Consider the following 23,020-nt stretch of genomic DNA (forward strand, 5'->3'; position numbering starts at 1 on the left):
GGGCTTCCCCTTCGTCACAAGCCTTGTTTCTCCACGGTTTTCTTAAGTGCTGTAGATCCCAAAAAATAGTGCCTGATCTGGGCAAATACGACTGGATAAGCGCCCACACCTATGGCTGTATGTACATGACAAAAGAACACCACCTGAGGAAAGGACAACAGCCATGAATACCACCGAGAAGCTCACCACCGAAGCCCTGCAAATGCGCGTCGACTCCTACGGGGCGATCCTCGCACACGGCAACTACGTGCTCGCCACGTTTGCCACCTGGACAAAGGACGAAGGGTTCGGCAATAACGCGCAGGTCTACCGACTGATCGAAGAACCGATCAACGGGTTTGGCCCAGACACGCGCGGTTTCAACGAATGCGGCCTGGAATTAGTTACCGAAGCCGACCACTTGTTTGCTGATGCCGGACACGCGATTGCCTGGACGCTCACCCACATCTAAACGCTCACCCAACCGTTCACACCGCCCGGTAAGCAATAACCTGCCTGGCGGTGTGGCTCGTTAGTGATATATCTGGCTAAAACTCCTCGCTGATTAGGCCGAATACGACTGGATATAGCCTGGCGGCTATGGCTGTATATACATGACCAAACAAGAACAAAGGAGAAGGTCATGAACAAGACAACCGCCAACCAGCTGCTACAGATCGCGAAGAACCACAGCTTCGAGATCGCCAACCGAGGCGACCTCGACCAGCGGATGAACGACTCCGAAGACTTCATCGAAGTCAGCGTCTGGGGGCTGAAAGCGATGCTCGCCGAAGCCTACAAACTCGGCCAACAACAAGCCCACTAACCCGGCCCCAAACCCGGCCTGGCAGCCCCATCACCTGGATGGGGCACCGCTCGTAGACCACGCCCCAACTCGTGGGGCTTTTCTTATGCCCACAGGAACGGAGGTGGGACACGATGCGACAACTGGACACCTACACGCCGACTCGGTTCATGGCTGACGGCTCCCGCTATGACAAGCGGAAGGCCGACTTCGCGGTCGCGTTCATCCAAGCCTTGAAGCACACGAAGGGCCGGTGGTCAGGTAAGCCTTTCCACCTTATTGACTGGCAGGAACAGATCATCCGTGACCTGTTCGGCACGGTGAAAGCTGATGGGTTCCGGCAGTTCACCACCGCCTACGTCGAGATACCCAAGAAGCAGGGCAAATCAGAACTCGCCGCTGCCGTCGCCCTGCTGCTCACGTGCGGGGATGGTGAGGAGCGCGCTGAAGTGTACGGCTGCGCTGCCGACCGGCAGCAGGCCTCGATCGTGTTCGAGGTCGCGGCCGACATGGTGCGTATGAGCCCCGCCCTGTCCAAGCGGGTGAAGATCCTCGCCAGCCAGAAGCGGATCATCTACAAGCCCACCAACTCCTTCTACCAAGTGCTCTCGGCGGAGGCGTACTCCAAGCATGGGTTCAACATCTCCGGTGTCGTCTTCGACGAGCTGCATACTCAACCGAATCGGGCGCTGTTTGATGTGATGACGAAAGGCTCAGGTGACGCGCGAACCCAGCCCTTGTATTTCTTGATTACGACGGCTGGCACCGACACGCACAGTATTTGCTATGAGCAGCACCAAAAAGCCGAAGATATTCTGGCAGGCAAGAAACACGACCCCACCTTCTATCCCGTCATCTATGGTGCTGATGCGGATGATGATTGGACTGACGAGAAGGTCTGGTTCAAAGCCAACCCGAGCCTGGATGTGACTGTTCCGATCGAGAAAGTGCGTGCCGCCTGTAATTCTGCTCGGCAGAATCCGGCTGAGGAGAACACGTTTAGGCAGCTGAGATTGAATCAGTGGGTGAAGCAGTCGGTGCGGTGGATGCCCATGCACGTGTGGAACCACAACAACGACCCCGTCGACCTCGCAGACCTAGAAGGCAGACCCTGCTACGGTGGCCTCGATCTGGCCTCGACGACCGACATCACCGCGTTCGTGCTCGTCTTCCCGCCCTACGGAGCCGACGATAAGTATCGGATCGCGCCGTGGTTTTGGATCCCCGAATACAACCTGCCACTACGTGTGGCTCGCGATCACGTGCCATACGACCTATGGAAACAGCAAGGGTTCCTGGAGACCACCGAGGGCAACGTTGTCCACTACGCCCACATCGAGCACCACATCGAAGACCTGGGTACCCGGTTTGATATCCGTGAGATCGCGTTCGACAGGTGGGGTGCGGTGCAAATGAGCCAAAACCTTGACGATGCTGGCTTCACCGTCGTCCCCTTCGGCCAAGGCTTCAAAGACATGAGCCCACCGTCCAAAGAACTGATGAAACTCGCCCTGGAAGGCAAGCTCGCTCATGGCGGCCACCCGGTGCTGGCCTGGATGGTCGACAACATTCACGTGCGCACCGACCCGGCAGGCAACATCAAACCCGACAAACAAAAATCCACGGAGAAGATCGACGGTGTGGTCGCCACGATCATGGCCCTAGACCGGGCGATCAGACGCGGCACCGGGCCTGTCAGCGAGTCCGTTTATGACACTCGAGGACTACTGATGTTATAGGTACCCTACGAATAGGTATAGTATTTGAAGATGGATAATACAGCCCCCCTTAACTTCGAAGAAGCATGCGTTTTAACCCAGGTGACCAATCGCCCCAGCAGGGAGCGCAGTTCGGTTAAGCACGGGGATCAATGCCGCATTAACAAGGGGCGTGAGCAGCTGCAACACGATCCTGTGGAGATTGATCTCATATGCCTTTACGTGAACGAATTCCTTGAGGCGCTTCGCATGGATCAGTGCGCAAATCCCCGCGTTGAACTACCTTCATTTCACTGCGATGAAGACCTGAGTTCCTACATAAAAGAGGCTATCTACAGTCCTATCTGCGCCAAAGGGGGAGATTGTAAGGATATGGTCTGGATGAAGTTCACGAAGGACGGGTATCTTGGTGTCGTAGCAATGAGTAATGATATCAATTTCAATATGCCAGAGCCGGGCCAGACAGCGAATACGTCTGGAATCATCATCCGCGAGCTTGGCAAAGAATGGGACAAGAGTTTTGTCCTCGTATTCCCCTTAATCAACTTCCCTGAAGGTATGGAGCGAGGCAGTATCGAGACCGGAATCGGAAACTTCTTGATCGACAAGGGCGTTCCGATCTTAGATTTCTACTCCCACAGATACTGAGCCAACATCTCGACCACAAAAGAGAGTCCTTGACTTTAAGGGCTCTCTTTATTTTTTTGGAGCAACACATGCGACTACCAGTTTTCATGCGAAAAAGAGAGACAGCTGCCAACCACCCACTGGACTCCAGCTATAGCTTCTTGTTTGGCCCGACGTCGTCTGGGCGGGCGGTGACGGAGCGTTCGGCGATGCAGATGACAGCGGTGTATTCGTGTGTGCGGATTTTGGCGGAGGCAATCGCGGGGTTGCCGTTGCACGTCTACCAGATCGAGACGGATGGGTCGAAGGTTAAGGCCACTGACCACTCTCTGTATCGGCTTTTGCATGACGAACCGAACCCGGAGATGACCAGCTTCGTGTTCCGGGAAACGCTCATGACCCACCTGCTGCTGTGGGGCAACGCCTACGCGCAGGTGGTGCGCAACGGCCGCGATGAGGTGATCGGGCTCTATCCGTTGATGCCCAACCGGATGACGGTCGGCCGTGATCTGGACACCAAACAGCTCTATTACGAGTATCAAACCTCGTGGGATGAACCGGCAGGCAGGTGGGAACGCGTCCGGCTCACACCCCAAGACGTGCTGCATATCCCAGGTCTTGGGTTTGATGGGCTGGTGGGCTATTCACCGATTGCGATGGCGAAAAACGCTATCGGCCTCGCCCAAGCAACCGAGGATTACGGAGCGAGTTTCTTTGCTAACGGTGCCGCACCGGGAGGCGTACTCGAGCATCCGGGCACGATCAAAGACCCCACCAGAGTGAGGGAGTCGTGGCAGGCCACGTTCGGTGGAGCCAAGAATGGTAACAAAGTGGCGGTGTTAGAAGAGGGCATGAAGTACACGCCGATTTCTGTCTCTCCGGAGCAGGCACAGTTTTTGGAGACGAGGAAGTTTCAGATCAACGAGATTGCCAGGATCTTTAGGATTCCACCGCACATGATCGGCGACCTCGATAAGAGCTCGTTTTCCAATATTGAGCAGCAGTCGTTGGAGTTTGTGAAGTACACGCTGGATCCGTGGGTGATCCGTTGGGAACAAGCCATCAACAAAACGCTACTCACACCGCGTGAGAAGCCTTCGGTGTTTGTGAAGTTCAACGTCGAAGGCTTGTTGCGTGGGGATTACGAGTCACGGATGAACGGGTATGCCACCGCCCGCCAGAACGGGTGGATGAGCGCGAATGATATCCGGGCGTTAGAAAACCTCGACCGGATCCCTGAAGACCAAGGCGGGGACGTGTATCTGGTCAACGGCAACATGCTCCCGCTCCCGATGGCCGGAGCCTACGCCACCACTGCAGACCCGGCTGCCGATACAGATGAGGCTTCTCGCCAGTCCTCTGATGGTGCTGGTGTGGAACACAGATGTGAAAGGAAGGTTATATGAGGCGGTTTTGGAACTGGGAACCAGATGGTTCCACAACTGATGACCCGGCTGGTGATCCTGGCCGGGTTTTGCGTATTAACGGGGCGATCGCTGAAGAATCATGGTTCGACGACGACATCACACCAGGCATCTTCGCCAATGAACTCAATGCTGGGTCTGGTCCGGTGACGATCTGGCTCAACAGCCCGGGCGGTGATGTGGTGGCTGCCGCACAGATCTACAACATGCTCATCGACTACCCAGGCACGGTGACCGTCAACATTGACGGCATCGCTGCCAGTGCTGCGTCCGTGATTGCCATGGCAGCATCTACCGTGGCTATGAGCTCGGTGTCGATGCTCATGATCCACAACCCAGCCACGATGGCGGTCGGCGATAAGGATGAACTCGCTAGAGCGATGTCGATGCTTGATTCGGTCAAAGAGTCCATCGTCAACGCCTACCAGCTCAAGACCGGGATGAGCCGGGCGAAGCTGTCCAAGCTGATGGATCAAGAGACCTGGATGGATGCGCGCGCCGCGATCGACATGGGTTTCGCCGACCAGCTGCTCACCGGCAGCCGCGACCCCATCTTCAACGCCGACAAGAAGCCCGACGAAGACGAGGACGAGCCCGAGTCTGACGAGCCGGACGATAAGCCGGACGAAGACGGGGAGGACGACGGCAAGCCTGCCAAGAAGGGGCCGCCGTTCCCGCCCAAGAAAAACCGCACCGGCGGTGTGGTGTTCGCCCGGCGCACCTCAGAGCAGCAGCTTGTCGCAGCCTGCACCCACCACCAGCCGGATGCCCCGCCCGGCACCCCTGTTTTGCCCGCTGGTTCTCGTGGTCGGCGGGTTGTTGATTTGTACGCCCAACTTACTAACCGAGCCCACTGAATGAAGGAGAACCCTCTTATGTCCACGATGACAATTTCTGACCTGCGTACCCGCCGCGCCGCAACCTGGGAGGCTGCGAAGGCGTTCCTCGATGAACGCCGCGATACCGCCACCGGTTGCCTGTCCGCCGAGGACGACCAGGCCTACGCCCGTATGGAGGCTGAGATCGACAAGCTCACCAATGAGATCGCCCGTAGTGAGCGCGCCCTGCGCCGCGACGCTGACCTCGCGAAGGCAACGAACATGCCGCTCACGTCCATGCCGGGTATGAATCCAGATGATGATGAGGCCAAGCCAACTACGCCGCGTGCGAGCGCTGCTTATAAGCGGGCGTTTTGGGATGCGATGCGCCTGAACGTCTCACCGATGGAGGTGCGCAACGCACTGTCCGAAGGCGTCGACACCGAAGGCGGATACCTGGTGCCAGACGAGTTCGAACGCACGCTGATCTCCTCACTTCAGGATCAGAACATCATGCGAGGCCTGGCCAAGGTCATCCAAACCACGTCCGGGGACCGTAAAATCCCAGTGGTTTCCACCCATGGCACGGCTGGGTGGCTTGATGAGGGCAAGCCCTATACCGAATCCGATGAAGCCTTCACCCAGGTGACGCTGAGCGCGTTTAAGCTCGGCACCTTTCTCAAGATTTCAGAGGAACTCTTGAACGATGCCGCGTTTAATGTCGAGCAGTATTTGGCCTCAGAGTTTGCTCGCCGGATCGGCGCTGCTGAAGAGGAGGCCTTCCTCACGGGTGATGGTAAGGGTAAGCCCACCGGCATCTTCGCCCCGGCCGGGGGCGGGGAGAAGACGGTCACCACCGCGAAGGCCACCGACATCAGCGCGGACGAGCTGATCGACCTGCACTACAGTCTGCGTGCCCCGTATCGCAAGAACGCGGTATGGCTGATGAACGACGCCACCGTCAAGACAGTGCGCAAGCTCAAGGATGGCAACGGCCAGTACCTGTGGCAGCCAGCGCTGACCGCAGGCACGCCCGACATGGTGCTGGGCCGTCCGGTGCATACGTCGGCGTTCGTGCCCGAAATCAAGGCTGGGGCGTCGACGGTCGCGTTCGGTGACTTGGGCTATTACTGGATCGCCGACCGTCAAGGTCGCTCGTTTAAGCGGCTCAACGAGCTGTTCGCAACTACCGGGCAGGTGGGATTCCTGGCCTCCCAGCGCCTGGACGGGAAGCTCGTCTTGCCTGAAGCGGTCAAGCTGCTGACTCAGAAGACTGGAGCTTAACTAGATAAGGAGGTGGCCGCAATGACCGCTGTTGATTTGGTTGCGCAGGTGAAGGCGAACCTACTTATCACCTTCGATGACGACGACACACTGATTGGTGCCCTAGTCAATGCGGCCACCTCCTACGCCACCAGCTACCAGCACCTGCCCGAAGGTCACTACGAACAGACCGCCATGTCCGGGGCAACCCGCCAAGGCATCGTGATGCTCGCGAGCCACTTCTACGAATCCCGCGACGGCTCCACCGCAGGCTTCTGGGCAGACAAGCCCGACGCCGCCAAAGCCGTGTGGGACGCGGTCAACAACCTGCTGCGACTCGACCGCAACTGGAAGGTGTAGATCATGGCTTCGATTGGTTCGATGCGCACCACGATCGATCTCATCGCCCCAGTCACCGTCCGTGATAAGGCGGGCTTTACAACTCTACACGCGATGAGGTTCGGGCGACTGTGCGGGCGTATGTGGAGACCCGGCACGCCTCGGCGGCGTGGGTGAACCGTGCCGCATACACGAAAGCCGACCGGCTGTTCCGAATCCGCGCCATCCCCGGCCTCCTGGTCAGCACGGATATGGAGATCACCAGCCCGGACGGCCGCTACGTGATCGACAGCGTCGAACAGATCGGCAGGTATGTGGAGATCCTCACCCACATCGTCACGCCTGAAGGGAGTTGACCATGGCGCGCGTGCAGATCAGGCTCCCCAACGCCTTCATTGACTCCCTGAACGCCGCATCCAGCGTGCTGGACACCTCCGCAGGCGAGGTGCTCGGTGCGGGGGCTGCCGTGGTGGAACCTCGGATGCGCTCGAATCTCGCCGCCGCTATCGGGGCGGGCACGAAGGGGCCGTCACGTTCGACCGGCCAGTTGCTCGGCGCGCTCGGCACCACGAGGGTGAAGGTGAACAGCAAAGGGGATCACAACATCAAGGTCGGGTTCGCTGAAAACCGGCGCGATGGGCGCTCGAATGCGTTGATCGCCAACGTTCTCGAACACGGCCGCAGTGATCAGCCTGCCCGGCCGTTTCTGGCCCCCACCAGGAGCCAGACCAGGCGCGGCGCAATCCAGGCCATGAAGCAGGCGTTGGCCGCCAGGATCGGGCAGGTGAAACCATGACTGCCCCACTCCTGGAAAGAGTGACTGGGGTGGCTGACCGGCTCGGTCTGCCCATCGCCGTCGGCTTCTACACCGACAGCCCTGCACCGGCCACTTACCTCGTCGCCACACCGCTCGGCGACATGTTCGACGTGTTCGCCGACAACACCCCTGGCGTCGAGATCGAGGAAGCTCGGCTGGCGGTGTTCACCACTGGCAACTACCTGCCCATCCGTGACCGGCTCACCAAGGCGCTCCTCGACGCCGGACTCACGGTCACGGCACGTCGCTATGTCGGTTTCGAGGCCGACACCGGCTACCACCACTACGCGCTCGATATCGCATCCCACCACCAGTACTAGTGAAAGGACACTACTTTATGGCCACGATTGGTTTGGACAAGCTCTACTACGCCACGATCACCGAAAACCCAGACACGGGTGAGGAAACCTACGCCGCCCCGAAACAGCTCGCAAAAGCCATCTCCGCCGAACTTTCGGTGGAGGTGGCTGAGGCGATCCTGTACGCCGACGACGGGGCGAGCGAGATCGTGAAGGAATTCAAATCCGGCACCCTCACCCTCGGGGTGGATGATCTGGGCGGTGAGGCTGCCGCCGCACTGACCGGGGCAACTCTGGACGGCAACGGAGTGCTTATCTCCACCTCCGAGGACGGCGGAGCACCAATCGCGATCGGCTTCCGCGCCGCACGCTCTAACGGTAAGTACCAGTACTTCTGGCTCTACCGGGTGAAGTTCGCCCTGCCGACCACGACGCTGGCCACCAAAGCCGACTCGATTACGTTCTCCACCCCCTCGATTGAGGGCACGATCCTGCGACGCAACAAGCCAGACGCGAAGGGTCGTCACCCGTGGAAGGCCGAAGTCACCGAAGGCGGCCCCGGGGTGAAGCCCGAGACAATCACGGGCTGGTATGCCCAAGTGTACGAGCCCGCGACTGAAGCATCCGCAGCCTAAAAGAAAGGGACGGGCATTATGGCAACGACAACGATTCCGGCGACTGACCCCACCCGATCCGCAACAGTGTCGATCGGTGGTGAGGAGTTCGAGCTGGTGCTCACTACCCGCGCCACCCGAGTCATCGCGGAGCGCTACGGCGGTCTGGAACACCTCGGCGAAGCCCTCGAAACGTCGAGTGACCTGGGGACGACGTTGGGTGAGGTGATCTGGCTGATCACCCTGCTCGCTAACCAGTCCGTGCAGATTCACAACCTGCGCCACCCCGACAGCACACGTCCCGAACTCACTGAAGAAACGGTGGAGTTGCTGACGGTGCCGGCGGATCTGGCTGACTACCGGGGTGCGATCGCTGAAGCATTGCAGCGGGGAACGCGCCGTGCGATCACGACCGAAGCCCCAAAAGAACCAGCCGCGACCCCAGCCAAGGACGGCTAGTTGACACCACACCAGAAGCCGTCTTCACAAGGCTGACGTATATCGGGATAGCCCACCTCAACCTCACCAGAGACGAGGTGGGCTTAACCGTCTTTGGAGAACTCCTCGACCTCATCGACTGCTGGCGCATCGAAACCGGGCGAGCCGAACCCGCCCGCCACCGGTACATCGACGATGTAATCCCCGCCGGGATTTAGGTGTTGTGGTTCTTCATGGCAGTATCGATCTCTTGGCTCTGTTCATCCAACGTTTCAGTTAGTTGCGCACGTCGTTGAAGTTCTGGTCTGTGTTTAGCGCTTTTGGCGATCTTCTCCCACGGGATCTCCTTTTTTATGAAGCTCAAACGCTGAGATCCAGATCTCTCAATCAGAAGAGCCTCGTTACAAATGCTCTTCAATCTTTCCGGAGGTACTGCGTGCAGCGCCTCTGCTAGCCAGACTTTCGCTTCGGGACAGCGCAGACTGTTGTACTTTCTCTGCGCCGACAAATTCACGTTACGGGGCTTGTCATTGTAATGAGGGTCGGGATACAGCCCCTCGAAAAAATAGAAGATGAGGTGTTCTCTTTGAGATGACCACCATCGTCCGCTCTTCTGGGGGTCACTTTCCTCAAACCATGAAGATATAGGCATCCATGCTGGTAGTTCAGTCAACATTTCTGCGAATGCTCTGACGTCAAAATCCAAATCTTTATCAGGGATCTCATCCATGGCAGCTCCTTCCACACAGTTCCATTCTAATTCTCTCATTTTCTCACTGGAGGTGAACCCTGATGGCTGATTCGACGTTTGGTTTGAAGATTGGTTTGGAGGGTGAGCGGGAGTTTAAGAAGGCGATCACGGATATTAACCGTGAGATGCGGGTGTTGGGCTCGGAGATGAAGCTGGTGGCCTCTCAGTTCGATAAGAACGACCAGTCGGCTGAGTCATTGACGGCCAGGAATCAGGTGTTGGGCAAGGAGATCGAGGCGCAGAAAACCAAGATCGACACCCTCCGCCAAGCCCTGCAAAACAGCGCCACATCGTTTGGTGAGAACGATAGCCGCACGAAGAATTGGCAGATCCAGCTCAACAACGCCGGTGCAGAGCTGAACAAGCTTGAAGGCGAACTCAAAGCCAACAACGACGCCCTGACGGAGTTTGGTGATGAGGCTGACGGTGCTGGTGACGATGCTAAGGGTGCGGCGAAGGATGCGGTGCGTCTTGAGGGCGCTGTGGATGATCTCGGAGACGAGATGGACACCACTTCAGGCAAGACGCGTGTTTTCGGTGACGTGTTGAAAGCTAATCTCGCCTCTGAAGCCATCATTGCGGGCGTGAAGGGTATTGGGCATGCGATCGCTTCGATTGGTCGCGGTATGGCCGGAGCGCTGAAGGAAGGCGTGGAGTACAACGCTCGCATGGAGCAATACACCACCTCCTTCACCACGATGCTCGGTGATCAGGCGCGTGCCCAGCAGCTCGTTAATGACCTGAAGGTTGAAGCAGCGAAGACCCCGTTTGGCATGGAAGACCTCGCCAGCAACATGCAGACCCTCCTCAGCTTCGGCATGTCGTTGGAGGACGCCCAAAAGCACCTGCACGAGATCGGCGACATCTCCCAAGGCGACGCCGTGAAAATGGAATCGTTGACCCTCGCGTTCGCGCAAATGTCCTCGACGGGCAAGTTGACCGGTCAGGATCTGCTGCAGATGATTAACGCCGGATTCAACCCCCTCGAAGAAATCAGCCGTAAGACTGGCAAGTCGATTGGCGAGTTGAAAGAGGACATGGCCAAGGGTGCGATCAGCGCTGACATGGTTGCTGACGCGTTCGCTTCGGCTACGGCTGAAGGTGGCCGGTTCTATGGGGCGATGGATGCCCAATCGAAAACCTTCTCCGGACAGCTAGCCACGTTGCAGGATGGGGTCGAAAACCTCAAAGGTGTGCTGGCTGGCGGGCTGTCGGAGGCGTTGGTGGGTTCGGTGTTGCCGATGGTGGGTGGCTGGATTGACGAACTGACCGCAGCTTTCGAAGAAGGTGGCACACCCGCCCTTATCGACACCCTCGGCCAAGTCCTGCAAGAAGCCCTCGGCTTTATTGCTGAGCAGTTGCCGATGGTGGTCGAGACCGGCATGTCCATTCTCACCGCACTGTTAGAGGGCATCATTGACGTGCTCCCACAAGTAGCGCAGACGGCGGTGACGCTGATTATCGCGCTGGTCGAGGCCATCATCGAAGCCCTGCCGTCTCTGCTTGAGGCGGCGGTGCAGATCATCGCCACGCTGGTGTCTGGTATTGGTGAAGCCCTGCCGGAGTTGATCCCCGCGGCGGTGGAAATGCTTGTGGCTTTGGTGCAGGGGCTGGTCGATAACCTGCCGTTGCTACTTGATGCGGCGTTGCAGCTCATCACCGGACTTGCCGAAGGGCTGATCGCAGCAATCCCTGTCATTATCGAAGCCCTCCCACAGATCATCACCGGCATCGTGACCTTCCTCGTTGGTGCTATCCCGCAAATCATCCAAGCAGGAATCCAACTCTTGACGGCGTTGATTGGGGCGTTGCCGCAGATCATCACGGCGATTGTGGCTGCGTTGCCACAGATTATTACCGCGATCGTCAGCGGCGTGGTTGGTGCGATCCCACAGCTCATCCAGGCCGGTATTCAGCTATTGACGGCGTTGATTGGTGCTCTACCGACCATCATCACGACGATCGTGGCGGCGTTGCCCCAGATTATTTCGGCGATCATCAATGGCATTGCCGGTGCGATCCCGCAACTTGTCCAAGCAGGTATTGGGCTGCTCACGGCGCTCGTGGCGGCGTTGCCACAAATTATTTCAACGATCGTCCAAGCGATCCCACAGATCATTACCGGTATTGTCTCGGCTGTTGGTCAGGGTGTGAGCCAGATGGCTGAAGCGGGTAAGAACCTCGTCTACGGATTGTGGAACGGTATCCAGTCGCTGGCTGGGTGGTTGTGGGATTCGGTGTCGAACTGGGCATCAGGTATTTGGGATTCGATCACCGGCTTCTTTGGTATCCACAGCCCGTCCCGGAAGATGGCGTGGGCAGGGCGCATGCTTGTCGAAGGCCTGGCAGGTTCCATCCGCACCGATGGCAACAAGGCCGTGACTGCCGCTTCTGGGTTGGCGCGCGAGACGATAGACGCCTTTGCTGACCTTGAGGATGGACTGAACGTGCCGATCGAGGCGGTGGCAGACCTACAGGTACCAAGCGTTGATCTCACCCCACAACCTGTCACCTTCAACCGTGGCGCGAATGATGGGGCTGATCGTGAGCGGGTGGATGTGGCAAGCATCGTGGACGCGACCGCCAAACGCATCCTCGGGTCTTTGGATATTTCGGTGACGTTATCGGATGGGACGCTGGTCGGCAAACTTGCACCCGCTCTCGACAAACAACTCGCGCGTCTTGATCGGCGGCAAAGTTTGATGGCAGGAGGCTACTAATGTACGGTTTCACCCTAAACAACACGGTGACCTCTGTATCGCTTGGTCTGCGCTTGACCGCGCCGGTCGCAATCCCGGCAGCCATCCGTGCGGTGGACGATATTAAGGTTGAAGGCAGAGCAGGCACCCTGACTAGGTTGACCGGCTGGGAAGATACCGAACTCGATCTTGAACTCGCTGTTCCTATTCGTGGCGGGTGTGAGCAGTACCGGGCAGCTGCCAACCACCTCACCAATGCCCAGACCATCGCATTTACTGGTGAGCCGGGTGTGTATCGCAAGGTCAAGCACTGCGAAGTGAGCGAACTACACCGGGACTTGCCGGGGTGGGGGTTCTTCAGTACGCACCTGACCTGCCAACCCTTCACCTACCTGACCGAGGGATTGAAGCCGGTAACACTCACGGCATCTGGGACGATCACCAACCCTGGCCTACTCGACGCTGATCCGGTCATCACAATTACGGGCACGGGTGCACTGTCCTTGACCATCAATTCGATAATCCATCACGTGAATTCACCGGCCGGGCAGGTCACGCTCGACAGTGAACGTCTCCTCGCACACGGCCACGGGAAGGTCCAAACCGATGCGCTCACCGGGCCGTTCCCAGCCTTCAAGCCTGGGCTGAATCGAGTCACGCTCGGTGCTGGCATCTCAAAAGTGGTCATCGTGGCGAATTGGCGCAACCCCTAACACCAGCTCACTTAATTTCTGACGGTCCCCTTTTTGCTTGGGTGGCCATCGTCTTGTTTGGAAGGCACTCTCATGATTACGGTTCACGACCGCGCTACCACCACTTTCACCACCACTGGCCTTGGTGTCTTGGATCGGGAGATTATCAACCCCATTGTCACGGAAGAGCTTGGCGGTGAATTCTCACTAACCTTCACCTACTTGGCAGACGGGCCAGCAGCCGAGCACTTAACGCTTGAGAACATTGTGGCTGCACCTGTTCCGGGGCTGAAGCTGCGGCAGGGTTTTCGGATTAGCGAGGTCGTCACCACCCTCGAAGGCATGCTGGAAGTGTCGGCGTTTCATGTGTTTTATGATCTGGCCGCGAACCTCATCGCCGACACCTACGTGGTCAATAAGACCGCCACAGGCGCACTCACACAGATTCTTGGTGCGGCGAACGCGAGCCACGGGTTTACTGCCACAAGCTCGGATACGGTGACGCGATCCTCGGCGCGGATGGTGCGCATGCCCATCGCCGCAGCGCTCATGGACACTAGCGAGGACAACACGTTTGTTTCGCGTTGGGGCGGCGAGATCATGCGGGATAACTGGCTGATCCACCACACACCTATGCGTGGAGCCAACCACGGGGTGGTCATCCGTGACCGTAAAAACCTCACCGGCTTCGAATCAGCCATTGATTTTTCGACCGTGGCGACGAGGATTTTGCCAGTCGGCTACGACGGACTCTTACTACCTGAACTCTATGTGGATAGCCCGAAGATCAGCGATTATGTGGTGCCGCGTATCCGCGTCATCCGCTACGGGCAAGTTAAAGCCATCACCGATAACGACAATCCGCGTGAGGGCGAACTCCCACTCGACCAAGCACACGGCGAGCTGCGCCGACTAGCGGCAGCAGAATTCAGCGCCAAGCATGCGGATGAGCCTTCCGCCTCCTACAAGGTGCGGTTCGTCGACCTCGCCACAACCTGCGAGTACGCTGATCTCGCGCAGCTGGAAAGCGTGGAGATTGGCGACACGGTTACCGTCCGCCACAGTGATCTTGGGATTGCGCTGTCGGCGCGGGTCGTGGCCTACGAATACAACCCACTGTCGCGCCACTACATCTCGGTCGAACTGGGTTCTACTGCTAGGAAGTTCACGTCTGTCACCGGGCAAGTCAAGTCTGCGATGAGCGCTGCTTTACAGGCATCGGATGCGGCAGGATTCGCGTTGGCTAGTGCGGATGGGAAAAACACTAACTACTACGGCACCACCCAACCCGAGAAAGCTCACCTCGGTGATACGTGGTTCAAAAGCAGCGACGAAACCACCGAGATCTGGATCTATCGGGTCACTGACACTGGCCAGCCCGGCTGGGTCGCGCTCGCCACCGATCTGAATCATGCCCAAATCAGCGCGGAACTGGATGCCGCACGCCGCGAAGTCGAGGACGTCAAGGCCCAGACCATTCGGGTTGATAGTGCGATGAGCATGTTGAGTGGACGCCTCGAGGAAGCAAACACGGAGCTCATGCAAGCCCGCAGCGATGCTCAAACGGCACGAGATACGGCTGCGGAGGTGAACCAGTTTGCGACCAAGATCGCCACTGTGGTTGACCAACACACAACAGACCTTCAAGCAGTAAAGGATGTGGCACAGCGTGCTCAACTCACTGCCACCAAGGTTGAGGATACGGCGAAGCAGATCGACACGAAGCTCAAGCAAGCCAACACCGAGATAGCACAAACGAAGCAGGCCGTCACCCAAGCAAGTACCAACATTTCGAATGCTCACAAGCGCGCCGATGACGCATACACGCTCGCCTCTGCCAGGCCCTCCACCGCGCAGGTGAACACTTTGATTGCGGCATCGGCGAACACGAAAAACACCATCACCTACTCAAGCAACCCGCCTTCTGGGTTTGGCAGCCGCATTGGTGATACCTGGTGGCAACAAACAGGTGGCCAGCTGCGCGGTCAGTGGCAGTGGGACGGCAAAACCTGGGTGCAACGCAAGCTGCGCCATGAGATCATCGCCTCCGTTGACACCGCAACCCTCGTGGCAGGTAGCGCCCGGATGGGCAAGGCTGTTGTGGAGCGGATCGTCGGTGATGCCGCCTTCTTCGGCGTGTTGGCAGCGAACCGGATTGTGGTCGGTGATGGAACAAACCTGTGGGGCGATCCTGACTTCTATGCCTCCTATCCGGGCTGGATGAGCACAGATGGGAAGCTCAGCCGAAAGGCAACGGGAACTCAGTCGGGTACCTACTTCACCCACACTGTGATCGAGGTCCGCCCAGGCGACAAATTTGTGGGCTCGTTCCGTTTCTCCCGCTCGGACGGCGCCCAACAGATCGTTTTACACGCCCAGCGCCAGCTTGCCTCCACAGGTGAATGGAAATATTGGGGGCATCTGGCAGCCACCACAAAAAACAGCGAAGCCACGACGAGTGTGCCGCTGACGGTCCCGGCCGACACAGCCAAGGTTCGCTTCGGACTATTCGTGGAAGCAGCCACCGTCACCGGAGCCGAAGTCGCGGTGTGGGACGTACAAATCCGGCGTCAAACACCAGCCACGCTGATCGAAGACGGGGCGATCACCACGGCCAAAATCGCGGCAAATACCATCACCGCCGTCAACATCCAGGCAGGAGCAGTAACTTCCGACAAACTCAGTATCGCTAACGGGTTTATTACGAATGCGATGATCGCGAACGCCGCCATCAATGACGCGAAAATCGCGAATCTGTCGGCCTCGAAGATCACGGCAGGCACATTGAACGCCGCCCGCATCGCCGCAGGAAGTATTACCTCCGACAAGCTGACCATCGCATCCGGTTTTATCACCAACGCGATGATCGCGAACGCGGCGATCAATGATGCCAAGATCGCTAATGTCTCAGCATCAAAGATCACGGCTGGGTTTTTGGCCGCTGACCGTATCGCTGCAGGCTCTGTTACTTCTGACAAGCTCACGATCGCTTCGGGGTTCATCAAGACGGCGATGATCGCTAATGGGGCGATCACGGACGCAAAAATCGGGAATCTATCGGCAAACAAGATTACGACCGGGACGCTCTCGGCTGCACGCATCGCAACAGGCAGCATTACCTCGGATAAGCTCACGATCGCCAACGGATTTATTCAATCCGCGATGATCAAAGACGCAGCGGTCACGAGCGCGAAGATCGCCTCCCTGGATGCTGGCAAGATCACCACCGGGTATCTCAACGCAGACAGGATCGCCGCGCGCTCGATTACGGCGGACAAGCTCGCCACCAACGCCATCCAAGTAGGCCTGGCAGGCTGGACCAGCTCCATCCGCATCACCCCGTATCAGATCGCTTGGTATGACGGCTCCACCTTGGAAGGCAAGATCACCAGCGCTGGCATGCAGTTCTGGTACGGCACCCGCTATATCGGCGAGTTCGCGCGGCGGGCGCATAAGAACAAACCGAATGTGCAAGGCATCGTCAACCAGCTCGCCTATCGTGGCGACTACGTCGCATGGACCTACCAGAACACCAACGGCGGAGACTACTACACCTGCCTCACGCTCGACCCGAAAGGATTGTTTTACGGCAAATCAGGTATCCACCTTGGTAGTGACCTGCGTACTGGTGGCTACAAGTTCTACACCACCGGCTCGCGCTACGTGACCTTGCAAGACTGCACGCTGGCCGGGAAGGGCACGCATCCGGGCTGGGTAGGACAAACCGGGAATTCCAAGATCGTCTTCCACACCTACGACGTCATGGTCGTCACCAACGGTTCGTACTACAACATGACCCGCCTGTTTGAGCGCACCAAAGATTTGATGAGCCGGATGAACACGATCCTCAGCCTGCTCAACCAAGGGTGGATTAAATCCATCTCCGGAAGCGGCTCGAATATCACCTGGCAGTACTTCTCCACCACCGGCCTATCGGCCATGTCCACAACCCTCGCCTAGAAAAGGAAACCCCATGAAAATCATGCTCGCCAACCAACATCTGCAGCCCATCGCAGAGCTACTCGCTGGAATGCCGCTCAAAGCGGCACAATCCAGGGCTCGCTCGAAACTGCTGACGTTGGTGAAAGAGGCGATTGCCCGGTTCGGGGAAGACGAATACGACCTCGTCACCGCCTACGCCACTCTCGACGATAACGGCCGCCCCGTATTCGCCGACGATGGCACCTTCGTCCTCGCCAACCCCGACAAAGCTGGTGAGTTCCTTGCCGCACGCACCGAATTGCTGGCCTCGGTCGCTGAAGTCTCCGGCCCCACCTACGACGGCCACCTCACAGACGTGAAAACCTTCCTCGACGGCTATGACGGTGAACTGTCTGGCGAAGCAGCCGAAGCCTACGACGTCCTCTACGACGCGATCACCAAGGACAACCAATGAGCACCGAAAACGAGAACACCGAACTGACCGAACCCAACACCGATAAGCCAACGTCAGGCAAAGAAGTCCAGTTACCGATTATCCCAGTTGAATCCGATGCCACGCCCGCACCACCAGCAGCACATATCGAAGCCCAGGAACTGCCAGTGTCCAAGGCGGCATCGTTCGACTTGAGTCTGCCAATTCTCGAGGTCTTGACCGACCCGACCATGTAAATCGCTGCGCAGCAGCACATTGTGATGCCTTCACCCCAGGTGGGTGTGGGCAATTTTTTATGCCTAGATAAGGACCACTCTCATGGCTATACACACCATCTGGCACACCATCCAAACCACCATCGCCGGTATCGGTGCCTGGCTCGCCGCTTACCTTGGAGGTCTCGACGGTTTGGTTTACGCGCTGATCGTCTTCGCCATCGCCGACTACATCACCGGCGTACTCGCCGCCATTTCAGAGCGCCGCCTGTCCAGCTCCGTCGGGTTCAGAGGAATCAGCCGAAAAATCCTCATCTTCACCCTCGTCGGACTCGCACACCTCATCGACGTCCATGTTCTCGGCACACCAGGCGTACTACGGGCGGCGGTCATCTTCTTCTACCTATCCAACGAAGGCATCTCGCTGGTAGAAAACGCCACCCGCCTCGGCCTACCCATCCCCGCCCAAATGCGCGGCGCACTCGACGCGATAGCCAACCGCGCCGAGACCCGACCCTCACTGACCGAACCACCAACTACTGAAAACCCAACCGAAAAGGAGAATCACTGATGAAAAACTGGAACACCCTTGAGGCCGACATCGACCTCATCATGAACAAGCACTACACCCCAGGCAGGAACGGCCGAAAGATCGATAAGGTCATCATCCACCACAACGCAGGCAACCTCACCATCCGTGGCTGCTGGGACGTGTGGCAAACCCGCCAAGCAAGTGCCCACTATCAAGTCCAATCCGACGGCACAATCGGCCAGCTCGTGTGGGACTCCGACACCGCTTGGCATGCCGGAAACTGGGATGCCAACACCACCAGTATTGGTATCGAACATGCAGACGCCACCACAACTCCCTGGAGCGTATCCCAGGCCTGCCTCGATAACGGAGCACACCTGGTCGCAGCCATCTGCAAGTACTACAAGCTTGGTCGCCCCGCGTGGGGTAAAAACGTCTTCGGACATTCCCACTTCTCCGCTACCGCCTGCCCAGCATCCCTCGCCGGAACCCAACACCAGGCGTATATGGCGCGCGCCGGGTACTGGTACGACCAGATGAGTGGCACCACGCCGACACCCAAACCGCAACCCACGCCAGCACCAGCACCGAATATTGATGCGTTGGCTGATGCGGTCATCCGTGGTGACTACGGCAACGGCGAGGAACGCAAGCGCCGCCTCGGGGCGAATTATGCCGCCGTCCAGAAGCGCGTGAACGAGAAACTCGCAGGCAAAACCACGACCAAGCCCTCCGTCAATATCGATGCGCTGGCTGATGCGGTGATTCGCGGCGAGTACGGCAACGGTGACGAACGCCGCCGCAGGCTCGGTGCGAACTATGCCGCCGTCCAGAAACGCGTGAATCAGAAACTCGGCTACTAAACACTCCATCCCAACCGATGAGTCAATGGCCCCGCTGCTGCCCTTCGAGGTGGTGGCGGGGCCTTTTTCGTTTTCCTGGCCAAGGGGGAGTGGGTGGTTATAAATCGGTGTGGCTCGAAGCCCTGTCAGTAGAGACCTACTGATGAGGAGAGCGCCGTGGCGAGTGAGATTACCCGTGAGCAAGTTATGGAGCTACGCCGCCGAGGCGCATCGTATGGGCAGATCGCCACCAGTTTGGGCATGTCACGCAACACGGTGAAGTCAATCTGCCGCAGAGCCAACATCACCACCGCCCCGGCAGTCGAGTCTGAGCCTGCAAAGGTATGCGAACAGTGCAACGGCCATATCGAGCCAGCGGTAGCAGGGCAAAGGTTCTGCTGCGATGCGTGCCGCCTGGCGTGGTGGCATGCCCACCCGGAGCGGCTCAACCGGCAAGCGATCTACACCTTCACCTGCGCCGCCTGCGGTGAGGGTTTCGATGCCTACGGAAACAAGCACCGCAAGTACTGCTCGCACCCGTGCTATATCCGCCACCGCTTCAACACCCGAGGCGGCAGACCATGACCAGCGAGATCTTCGATGCCGAAGTCGACCTCACCCGCCAGGTCGCCTTCATCAATCAACTTGCTCAGGCCGGTGCGCTCACCGAACAGGAAGCGAACACCGTTCTCGCCCGAATCACAGACGAGTCGGCTGCTGTGGTGGGGGCGCTGATTGTGCGGGTTCGACTGGATAAAACCCGGGTTTAGAGCGTACATGGATACAACCACCAAACCCCTAGCCAACAAAGGAAAACGAAGGGCGAAAGGAGATTGATGCACGTGGGTGAGATGAGGGTGATCCCAGCAAAACTAGCCCGGCCACAGCGGTTGAAGGTTGCGGCCTATGCGCGGGTGTCCACCGAGCACGAACGCCAGTTGTCGTCGATCGCCGCCCAAGTCTCGTACTACTCTCATCTGATTCAATCCACCCCTGGTTGGGACTATGCGGGTGTGTTCATCGACGAAGGCATCACCGGCACCTCCACCAAACACCGCGACGGATTCAACGACCTCATGGACACTGCCCGGGCAGGCGGCATCGATGTGATTTTGACGAAGTCGATCTCCCGGCTCGCCCGCAACACCGTTGACCTGCTCGAGGCTGTGCGTGAACTGAAAGCCCTGGGTGTGGCGGTGCGGTTCGAACGTGAACAGATCGACACCGCCACCGCTGACGGTGAACTCCTGCTCACCCTATTGGCATCGTTTGCACAGGAAGAATCCCGATCCATGTCAAAGAACGTCAAATGGGGGATCAGGAAGAAATACGCCGACGGATTCATGCACTCGCGCCAACCCTACGGCTACCAATACGTGGGTAGTGACTTGGTCGTCATCGAGGCCGAAGCCGAGATCATCAGAAGGATATTTGCGGAGTTCCTGGCGGGCATCTCACCCGAAGCCACAGCCGCCCAGCTGAATGCTGAAGGGATCACGCCCAGGCGCGGAGCCAAGTTTCGTGGGAAGACGATCCGTAAATGGCTCGAAAACGAAATCTACACCGGCCGCGTGATTCTGCAAAAGTACTATCGGCCAAAAGTGTCAGAATCGAACTGTCATACCAACACTGGCGAGCTGCCACGCTACCTCGTCGAGGAATCCCACCCGGCGATCATCGACCAAGCCACGTTCGATGCCGTCCAAGCCGAGTTTGCCCGGCGCAGACATCTTGGACGTGGAGCCACACCCTCAGGTGGAACTACCGGGCTCACATCTCGGATCGAATGCTCTGTCTGTGGCAGGTTCTATCACCGTCGCACCAAGAAACGCCGCGCGTCGACATACAAGTTCTGGTGGTGCGAAACCGCCACCAAAGGCAAAGGCAACCCCTGCCGGGCACCCCAAATCCGAGAAACACACCTCACCAGGGTCTGTGCCAGCGTGCTCGGCCTCGACGACTGGGACGACGAGCACGCGCTCACGCACCTGACAAAGATCGTCGTCAACGCCGACCGCACACTCACCATCCACACCACCAGCGGCGAAGCACCAGTGACGGTGAGCCTGGACGAGAGGAGCGCACGATGACCACGACGCAAATTCGGCGCAAGCGGGTTACCGCGATACCTGCCACGAAAACACCCGGACACAATGCCACGGCCCAGGGTGTTCAGCGTCGGCGTAGAGTGGCGGCCTACGCGCGGGTCTCCACCGAAGCTGAGGAACAAGCCTCCTCCTATGAGGCGCAAATCGACTACTACACCCGCCACATCCAATCGCGCAGCGAGTGGGAATTCGCAGGCATGTACGCCGACGAAGGCATCACCGGCACCACCACCAGACACCGCGAGGGCTTCAAAAGCATGATCGCTGACGCCCTTGCCGGAAAAATCGATTTGATCCTCACCAAGAGCGTGTCCCGGTTTGCCCGCAACACCGTCGATACCCTCACCCACGTCCGCCAGCTCAAAGACGCAGGCGTGGAGGTCTACTTCGAAAAAGAAAACATCTGGACCCTGGACTCTAAAGGCGAACTACTCATCACCATCATGAGTTCACTTGCCCAAGAAGAATCCCGCTCCATTTCTGAGAACGTCACTTGGGGTCACCGGAAACGCTTCGCCGACGGAAAAATCATGGTGCCCTACGCATCCCTGCTTGGATACAAGAAAGGCGAGGACGGAAACCTTGTCATCGACGAAACTGAGGCCCCGATCGTGCGGCGCATCTACGCCCGCTTCCTTCAAGGTGCAACCCCGCAAACTATCGCCAAAGAACTCACCGCTGATCAGATCCGCACCCCGCGTGGCAAACAAATTTGGTCGCCCTCTACTGTTCGTTCGATCCTGGCCAACGAGAAATACAAAGGCGACGCGCTGCTGCAAAAGAGTTTCACCACCGACTTTTTGACCAAAACCATGAAAGTCAACGAAGGTGAAGTACCCCAATACTACGTCACCGGCAACCACGAACCCATCATCAACCCTGCCACGTGGGACGCCGTCCAAGTAGAACTCGCCCGCCGGGCAGGCAAAGGCACCTCCAACACGCACCCCTTCGCCAACATGATCACCTGCTCTGACTGCGGCGGCAGTTTTGGGCGGAAAGTCTGGCACTCCACCAGCAAATACCGACGCTATATTTGGCGGTGCAACAACAAATACCGAAACGACTCACCCTGCAGTACCCCGCACGTCACCGAAGACCAAATCAAAGAAGCCTTCGTCAAAGCATTGACCGAACTCGTCACCGATCACGCCGTCCTTGACGACACCATGCGGCTGCTCGACGAGACTGTCTACGACACCAGCGAACTTGAATCCCAACAGGCTGAGGTAGGGGAGCGGATCGAAGAAACCATTACGTTGATGAACCAACTCATCACCATCGCAGCAGCAACCGCACATGACCCTGATGACTACGACCGCCGCTACCAACAACTAGAAGAACGGCACCAACAACTCCAAACCGAGCAACAACACGTCACCAGCAAAATCAAAGACCTGCACCACCGTCGAGCACAAGCAATAGAGATACGCGACTTTCTCGCCACCCAGCCACCACTGGAATATTCCGACCAAGCCTGGAACACCCTCGTCGACTACGCCACTATCACCGCTAACGGAGCTATCGAAATCCACTTCAAAGCATGAGCACCGGCAAGTAACGTCTGGGAATCGCCTGACGAATTCGCAAAGACATCATTAGCGGTATCTAGGCGTTCTAAAGGCACGAGCACCACCGGAGCACCTAGGAAATCCGTACGCGACC

26 protein-coding genes are annotated in these 23,020 nt (G+C 58.1%); 25 read left to right on the forward strand and 1 reads right to left on the reverse strand.

The window, feature by feature from the left end:
• Positions 1-163: 163 nt before the first annotated feature.
• The 14 genes from CBE74_RS15850 to CBE74_RS15915 all read left to right on the forward strand — a co-directional run bounded on the left by CBE74_RS15850 (position 164) and on the right by CBE74_RS15915 (position 9,162).
• Positions 164-451 (forward strand): Nmad4 family putative nucleotide modification protein, encoded by a 288-nt coding sequence (locus CBE74_RS15850; protein WP_087453568.1) that lies wholly within the window; start codon positions 164-166, stop codon positions 449-451.
• Between the two features lie 171 nt (positions 452-622).
• Entirely contained in the window at positions 623-805 is a 183-nt protein-coding gene (locus CBE74_RS15855) for a DUF6900 domain-containing protein (RefSeq protein WP_087453569.1), read from the forward strand.
• Positions 806-918: 113 nt separating this feature from the next.
• The gene (locus CBE74_RS15860; RefSeq protein WP_087453570.1) at positions 919-2,523 is read left to right on the forward strand and encodes a terminase large subunit; all 1,605 of its coding nucleotides are present in this window, start codon (positions 919-921) and stop codon (positions 2,521-2,523) included.
• A gap of 30 nt (positions 2,524-2,553) precedes the next feature.
• A complete protein-coding gene (locus tag CBE74_RS15865) occupies positions 2,554-3,150 on the forward strand; it encodes a hypothetical protein (RefSeq protein WP_087453571.1) in 597 nt (198 codons plus the stop codon).
• A 68-nt stretch (positions 3,151-3,218) separates the two neighbouring features.
• Complete coding sequence (locus CBE74_RS15870; RefSeq protein ID WP_202971491.1) at positions 3,219-4,535, forward strand: phage portal protein; 1,317 nt, start codon at positions 3,219-3,221, stop codon at positions 4,533-4,535.
• Positions 4,532-5,410 (forward strand): head maturation protease, ClpP-related, encoded by an 879-nt coding sequence (locus tag CBE74_RS15875; protein WP_087453572.1) that lies wholly within the window; start codon positions 4,532-4,534, stop codon positions 5,408-5,410. The genes CBE74_RS15870 and CBE74_RS15875 overlap by 4 nt, the downstream gene beginning before the upstream one ends.
• A gap of 18 nt (positions 5,411-5,428) precedes the next feature.
• On the forward strand, positions 5,429-6,655 hold the full coding sequence (locus CBE74_RS15880) for a phage major capsid protein (protein ID WP_087453573.1): 1,227 nt from the start codon (positions 5,429-5,431) through the stop codon (positions 6,653-6,655).
• 21 nt (positions 6,656-6,676) lie between these two features.
• Entirely contained in the window at positions 6,677-6,994 is a 318-nt protein-coding gene (locus CBE74_RS15885; protein ID WP_087453574.1) for a head-tail connector protein, read from the forward strand.
• Between the two features lie 3 nt (positions 6,995-6,997).
• The gene (locus tag CBE74_RS15890) at positions 6,998-7,150 is read left to right on the forward strand and encodes a hypothetical protein (RefSeq protein WP_233426089.1); all 153 of its coding nucleotides are present in this window, start codon (positions 6,998-7,000) and stop codon (positions 7,148-7,150) included.
• Positions 7,147-7,329: a hypothetical protein gene (locus CBE74_RS15895; RefSeq protein ID WP_233426090.1), complete on the forward strand. Its 183-nt coding sequence runs from the start codon at positions 7,147-7,149 to the stop codon at positions 7,327-7,329. Before CBE74_RS15890 ends, CBE74_RS15895 begins: the two co-directional genes overlap by 4 nt.
• A 2-nt stretch (positions 7,330-7,331) precedes the next feature.
• Positions 7,332-7,769, forward strand: coding sequence for an HK97-gp10 family putative phage morphogenesis protein (locus tag CBE74_RS15900; RefSeq protein WP_087453575.1), 438 nt, complete (start codon positions 7,332-7,334; stop codon positions 7,767-7,769).
• Between the two features lie 29 nt (positions 7,770-7,798).
• The gene (locus tag CBE74_RS15905) at positions 7,799-8,110 is read left to right on the forward strand and encodes a hypothetical protein (RefSeq protein ID WP_233426091.1); all 312 of its coding nucleotides are present in this window, start codon (positions 7,799-7,801) and stop codon (positions 8,108-8,110) included.
• A 17-nt stretch (positions 8,111-8,127) separates the two neighbouring features.
• Entirely contained in the window at positions 8,128-8,724 is a 597-nt protein-coding gene (locus CBE74_RS15910; protein WP_087453577.1) for a major tail protein, read from the forward strand.
• Positions 8,725-8,742: 18 nt separating this feature from the next.
• Positions 8,743-9,162, forward strand: coding sequence for a hypothetical protein (locus CBE74_RS15915; RefSeq protein WP_087453578.1), 420 nt, complete (start codon positions 8,743-8,745; stop codon positions 9,160-9,162).
• Between the two features lie 193 nt (positions 9,163-9,355).
• On the opposite strand, the gene CBE74_RS15920 is transcribed toward CBE74_RS15915, so the two are convergent.
• On the reverse strand, positions 9,356-9,871 hold the full coding sequence (locus CBE74_RS15920) for a hypothetical protein (protein WP_087453579.1): 516 nt from the start codon (positions 9,869-9,871) through the stop codon (positions 9,356-9,358).
• Between the two features lie 62 nt (positions 9,872-9,933).
• On the opposite strand from CBE74_RS15920, the gene CBE74_RS15925 reads away from it, so the two are divergent.
• The 11 genes from CBE74_RS15925 (at position 9,934) to CBE74_RS15975 (ending at position 22,902) form a co-directional block, all read left to right on the forward strand.
• Positions 9,934-12,612 (forward strand): phage tail protein, encoded by a 2,679-nt coding sequence (locus tag CBE74_RS15925; protein WP_087453580.1) that lies wholly within the window; start codon positions 9,934-9,936, stop codon positions 12,610-12,612.
• Positions 12,612-13,304: a hypothetical protein gene (locus CBE74_RS15930; RefSeq protein ID WP_087453581.1), complete on the forward strand. Its 693-nt coding sequence runs from the start codon at positions 12,612-12,614 to the stop codon at positions 13,302-13,304. Before CBE74_RS15925 ends, CBE74_RS15930 begins: the two co-directional genes overlap by 1 nt.
• A gap of 72 nt (positions 13,305-13,376) precedes the next feature.
• The gene (locus tag CBE74_RS15935; protein ID WP_225871178.1) at positions 13,377-17,243 is read left to right on the forward strand and encodes a phage tail spike protein; all 3,867 of its coding nucleotides are present in this window, start codon (positions 13,377-13,379) and stop codon (positions 17,241-17,243) included.
• A gap of 13 nt (positions 17,244-17,256) precedes the next feature.
• Entirely contained in the window at positions 17,257-17,679 is a 423-nt protein-coding gene (locus tag CBE74_RS15940) for a DUF1617 family protein (protein ID WP_087453582.1), read from the forward strand.
• The gene (locus CBE74_RS15945) at positions 17,676-17,894 is read left to right on the forward strand and encodes an acetyl-CoA carboxylase (protein ID WP_087453583.1); all 219 of its coding nucleotides are present in this window, start codon (positions 17,676-17,678) and stop codon (positions 17,892-17,894) included. The genes CBE74_RS15940 and CBE74_RS15945 overlap by 4 nt, the downstream gene beginning before the upstream one ends.
• Before the next feature lie 82 nt (positions 17,895-17,976).
• The gene (locus CBE74_RS15950; protein WP_087453584.1) at positions 17,977-18,444 is read left to right on the forward strand and encodes a phage holin family protein; all 468 of its coding nucleotides are present in this window, start codon (positions 17,977-17,979) and stop codon (positions 18,442-18,444) included.
• Complete coding sequence (locus tag CBE74_RS15955; protein WP_087453585.1) at positions 18,444-19,268, forward strand: N-acetylmuramoyl-L-alanine amidase; 825 nt, start codon at positions 18,444-18,446, stop codon at positions 19,266-19,268. The genes CBE74_RS15950 and CBE74_RS15955 overlap by 1 nt, the downstream gene beginning before the upstream one ends.
• A gap of 156 nt (positions 19,269-19,424) precedes the next feature.
• On the forward strand, positions 19,425-19,832 hold the full coding sequence (locus tag CBE74_RS15960) for a helix-turn-helix domain-containing protein (RefSeq protein WP_087453586.1): 408 nt from the start codon (positions 19,425-19,427) through the stop codon (positions 19,830-19,832).
• Complete coding sequence (locus CBE74_RS15965) at positions 19,829-20,017, forward strand: hypothetical protein (protein WP_202971492.1); 189 nt, start codon at positions 19,829-19,831, stop codon at positions 20,015-20,017. The genes CBE74_RS15960 and CBE74_RS15965 overlap by 4 nt, the downstream gene beginning before the upstream one ends.
• A gap of 81 nt (positions 20,018-20,098) precedes the next feature.
• Complete coding sequence (locus CBE74_RS15970; protein ID WP_087454849.1) at positions 20,099-21,337, forward strand: recombinase family protein; 1,239 nt, start codon at positions 20,099-20,101, stop codon at positions 21,335-21,337.
• Positions 21,334-22,902, forward strand: coding sequence for a recombinase family protein (locus CBE74_RS15975; protein ID WP_087453587.1), 1,569 nt, complete (start codon positions 21,334-21,336; stop codon positions 22,900-22,902). The genes CBE74_RS15970 and CBE74_RS15975 overlap by 4 nt, the downstream gene beginning before the upstream one ends.
• Positions 22,903-23,020 lie beyond the last annotated feature (118 nt).

Origin of the sequence: Corynebacterium silvaticum, from assembly GCF_002162115.2 — a bacterium.
Lineage (GTDB): Bacteria > Actinomycetota > Actinomycetes > Mycobacteriales > Mycobacteriaceae > Corynebacterium > Corynebacterium silvaticum.

Coding starts and splice junctions, on each gene's coding strand:
- CBE74_RS15850 (WP_087453568.1), top strand. CDS start 164: ATGAATACCACCGAGAAGCTCACCACCGAAGCCCTGCAAATGCGCGTC.
- CBE74_RS15855 (WP_087453569.1), top strand. CDS start 623: ATGAACAAGACAACCGCCAACCAGCTGCTACAGATCGCGAAGAACCAC.
- CBE74_RS15860 (WP_087453570.1), top strand. CDS start 919: ATGCGACAACTGGACACCTACACGCCGACTCGGTTCATGGCTGACGGC.
- CBE74_RS15865 (WP_087453571.1), top strand. CDS start 2,554: ATGGATAATACAGCCCCCCTTAACTTCGAAGAAGCATGCGTTTTAACC.
- CBE74_RS15870 (WP_202971491.1), top strand. CDS start 3,219: ATGCGACTACCAGTTTTCATGCGAAAAAGAGAGACAGCTGCCAACCAC.
- CBE74_RS15875 (WP_087453572.1), top strand. CDS start 4,532: ATGAGGCGGTTTTGGAACTGGGAACCAGATGGTTCCACAACTGATGAC.
- CBE74_RS15880 (WP_087453573.1), top strand. CDS start 5,429: ATGTCCACGATGACAATTTCTGACCTGCGTACCCGCCGCGCCGCAACC.
- CBE74_RS15885 (WP_087453574.1), top strand. CDS start 6,677: ATGACCGCTGTTGATTTGGTTGCGCAGGTGAAGGCGAACCTACTTATC.
- CBE74_RS15890 (WP_233426089.1), top strand. CDS start 6,998: ATGGCTTCGATTGGTTCGATGCGCACCACGATCGATCTCATCGCCCCA.
- CBE74_RS15900 (WP_087453575.1), top strand. CDS start 7,332: ATGGCGCGCGTGCAGATCAGGCTCCCCAACGCCTTCATTGACTCCCTG.
- CBE74_RS15910 (WP_087453577.1), top strand. CDS start 8,128: ATGGCCACGATTGGTTTGGACAAGCTCTACTACGCCACGATCACCGAA.
- CBE74_RS15915 (WP_087453578.1), top strand. CDS start 8,743: ATGGCAACGACAACGATTCCGGCGACTGACCCCACCCGATCCGCAACA.
- CBE74_RS15920 (WP_087453579.1), bottom strand. CDS start 9,871: ATGGATGAGATCCCTGATAAAGATTTGGATTTTGACGTCAGAGCATTC.
- CBE74_RS15925 (WP_087453580.1), top strand. CDS start 9,934: ATGGCTGATTCGACGTTTGGTTTGAAGATTGGTTTGGAGGGTGAGCGG.
- CBE74_RS15930 (WP_087453581.1), top strand. CDS start 12,612: ATGTACGGTTTCACCCTAAACAACACGGTGACCTCTGTATCGCTTGGT.
- CBE74_RS15935 (WP_225871178.1), top strand. CDS start 13,377: ATGATTACGGTTCACGACCGCGCTACCACCACTTTCACCACCACTGGC.
- CBE74_RS15940 (WP_087453582.1), top strand. CDS start 17,257: ATGAAAATCATGCTCGCCAACCAACATCTGCAGCCCATCGCAGAGCTA.
- CBE74_RS15945 (WP_087453583.1), top strand. CDS start 17,676: ATGAGCACCGAAAACGAGAACACCGAACTGACCGAACCCAACACCGAT.
- CBE74_RS15950 (WP_087453584.1), top strand. CDS start 17,977: ATGGCTATACACACCATCTGGCACACCATCCAAACCACCATCGCCGGT.
- CBE74_RS15955 (WP_087453585.1), top strand. CDS start 18,444: ATGAAAAACTGGAACACCCTTGAGGCCGACATCGACCTCATCATGAAC.
- CBE74_RS15965 (WP_202971492.1), top strand. CDS start 19,829: ATGACCAGCGAGATCTTCGATGCCGAAGTCGACCTCACCCGCCAGGTC.
- CBE74_RS15970 (WP_087454849.1), top strand. CDS start 20,099: ATGAGGGTGATCCCAGCAAAACTAGCCCGGCCACAGCGGTTGAAGGTT.
- CBE74_RS15975 (WP_087453587.1), top strand. CDS start 21,334: ATGACCACGACGCAAATTCGGCGCAAGCGGGTTACCGCGATACCTGCC.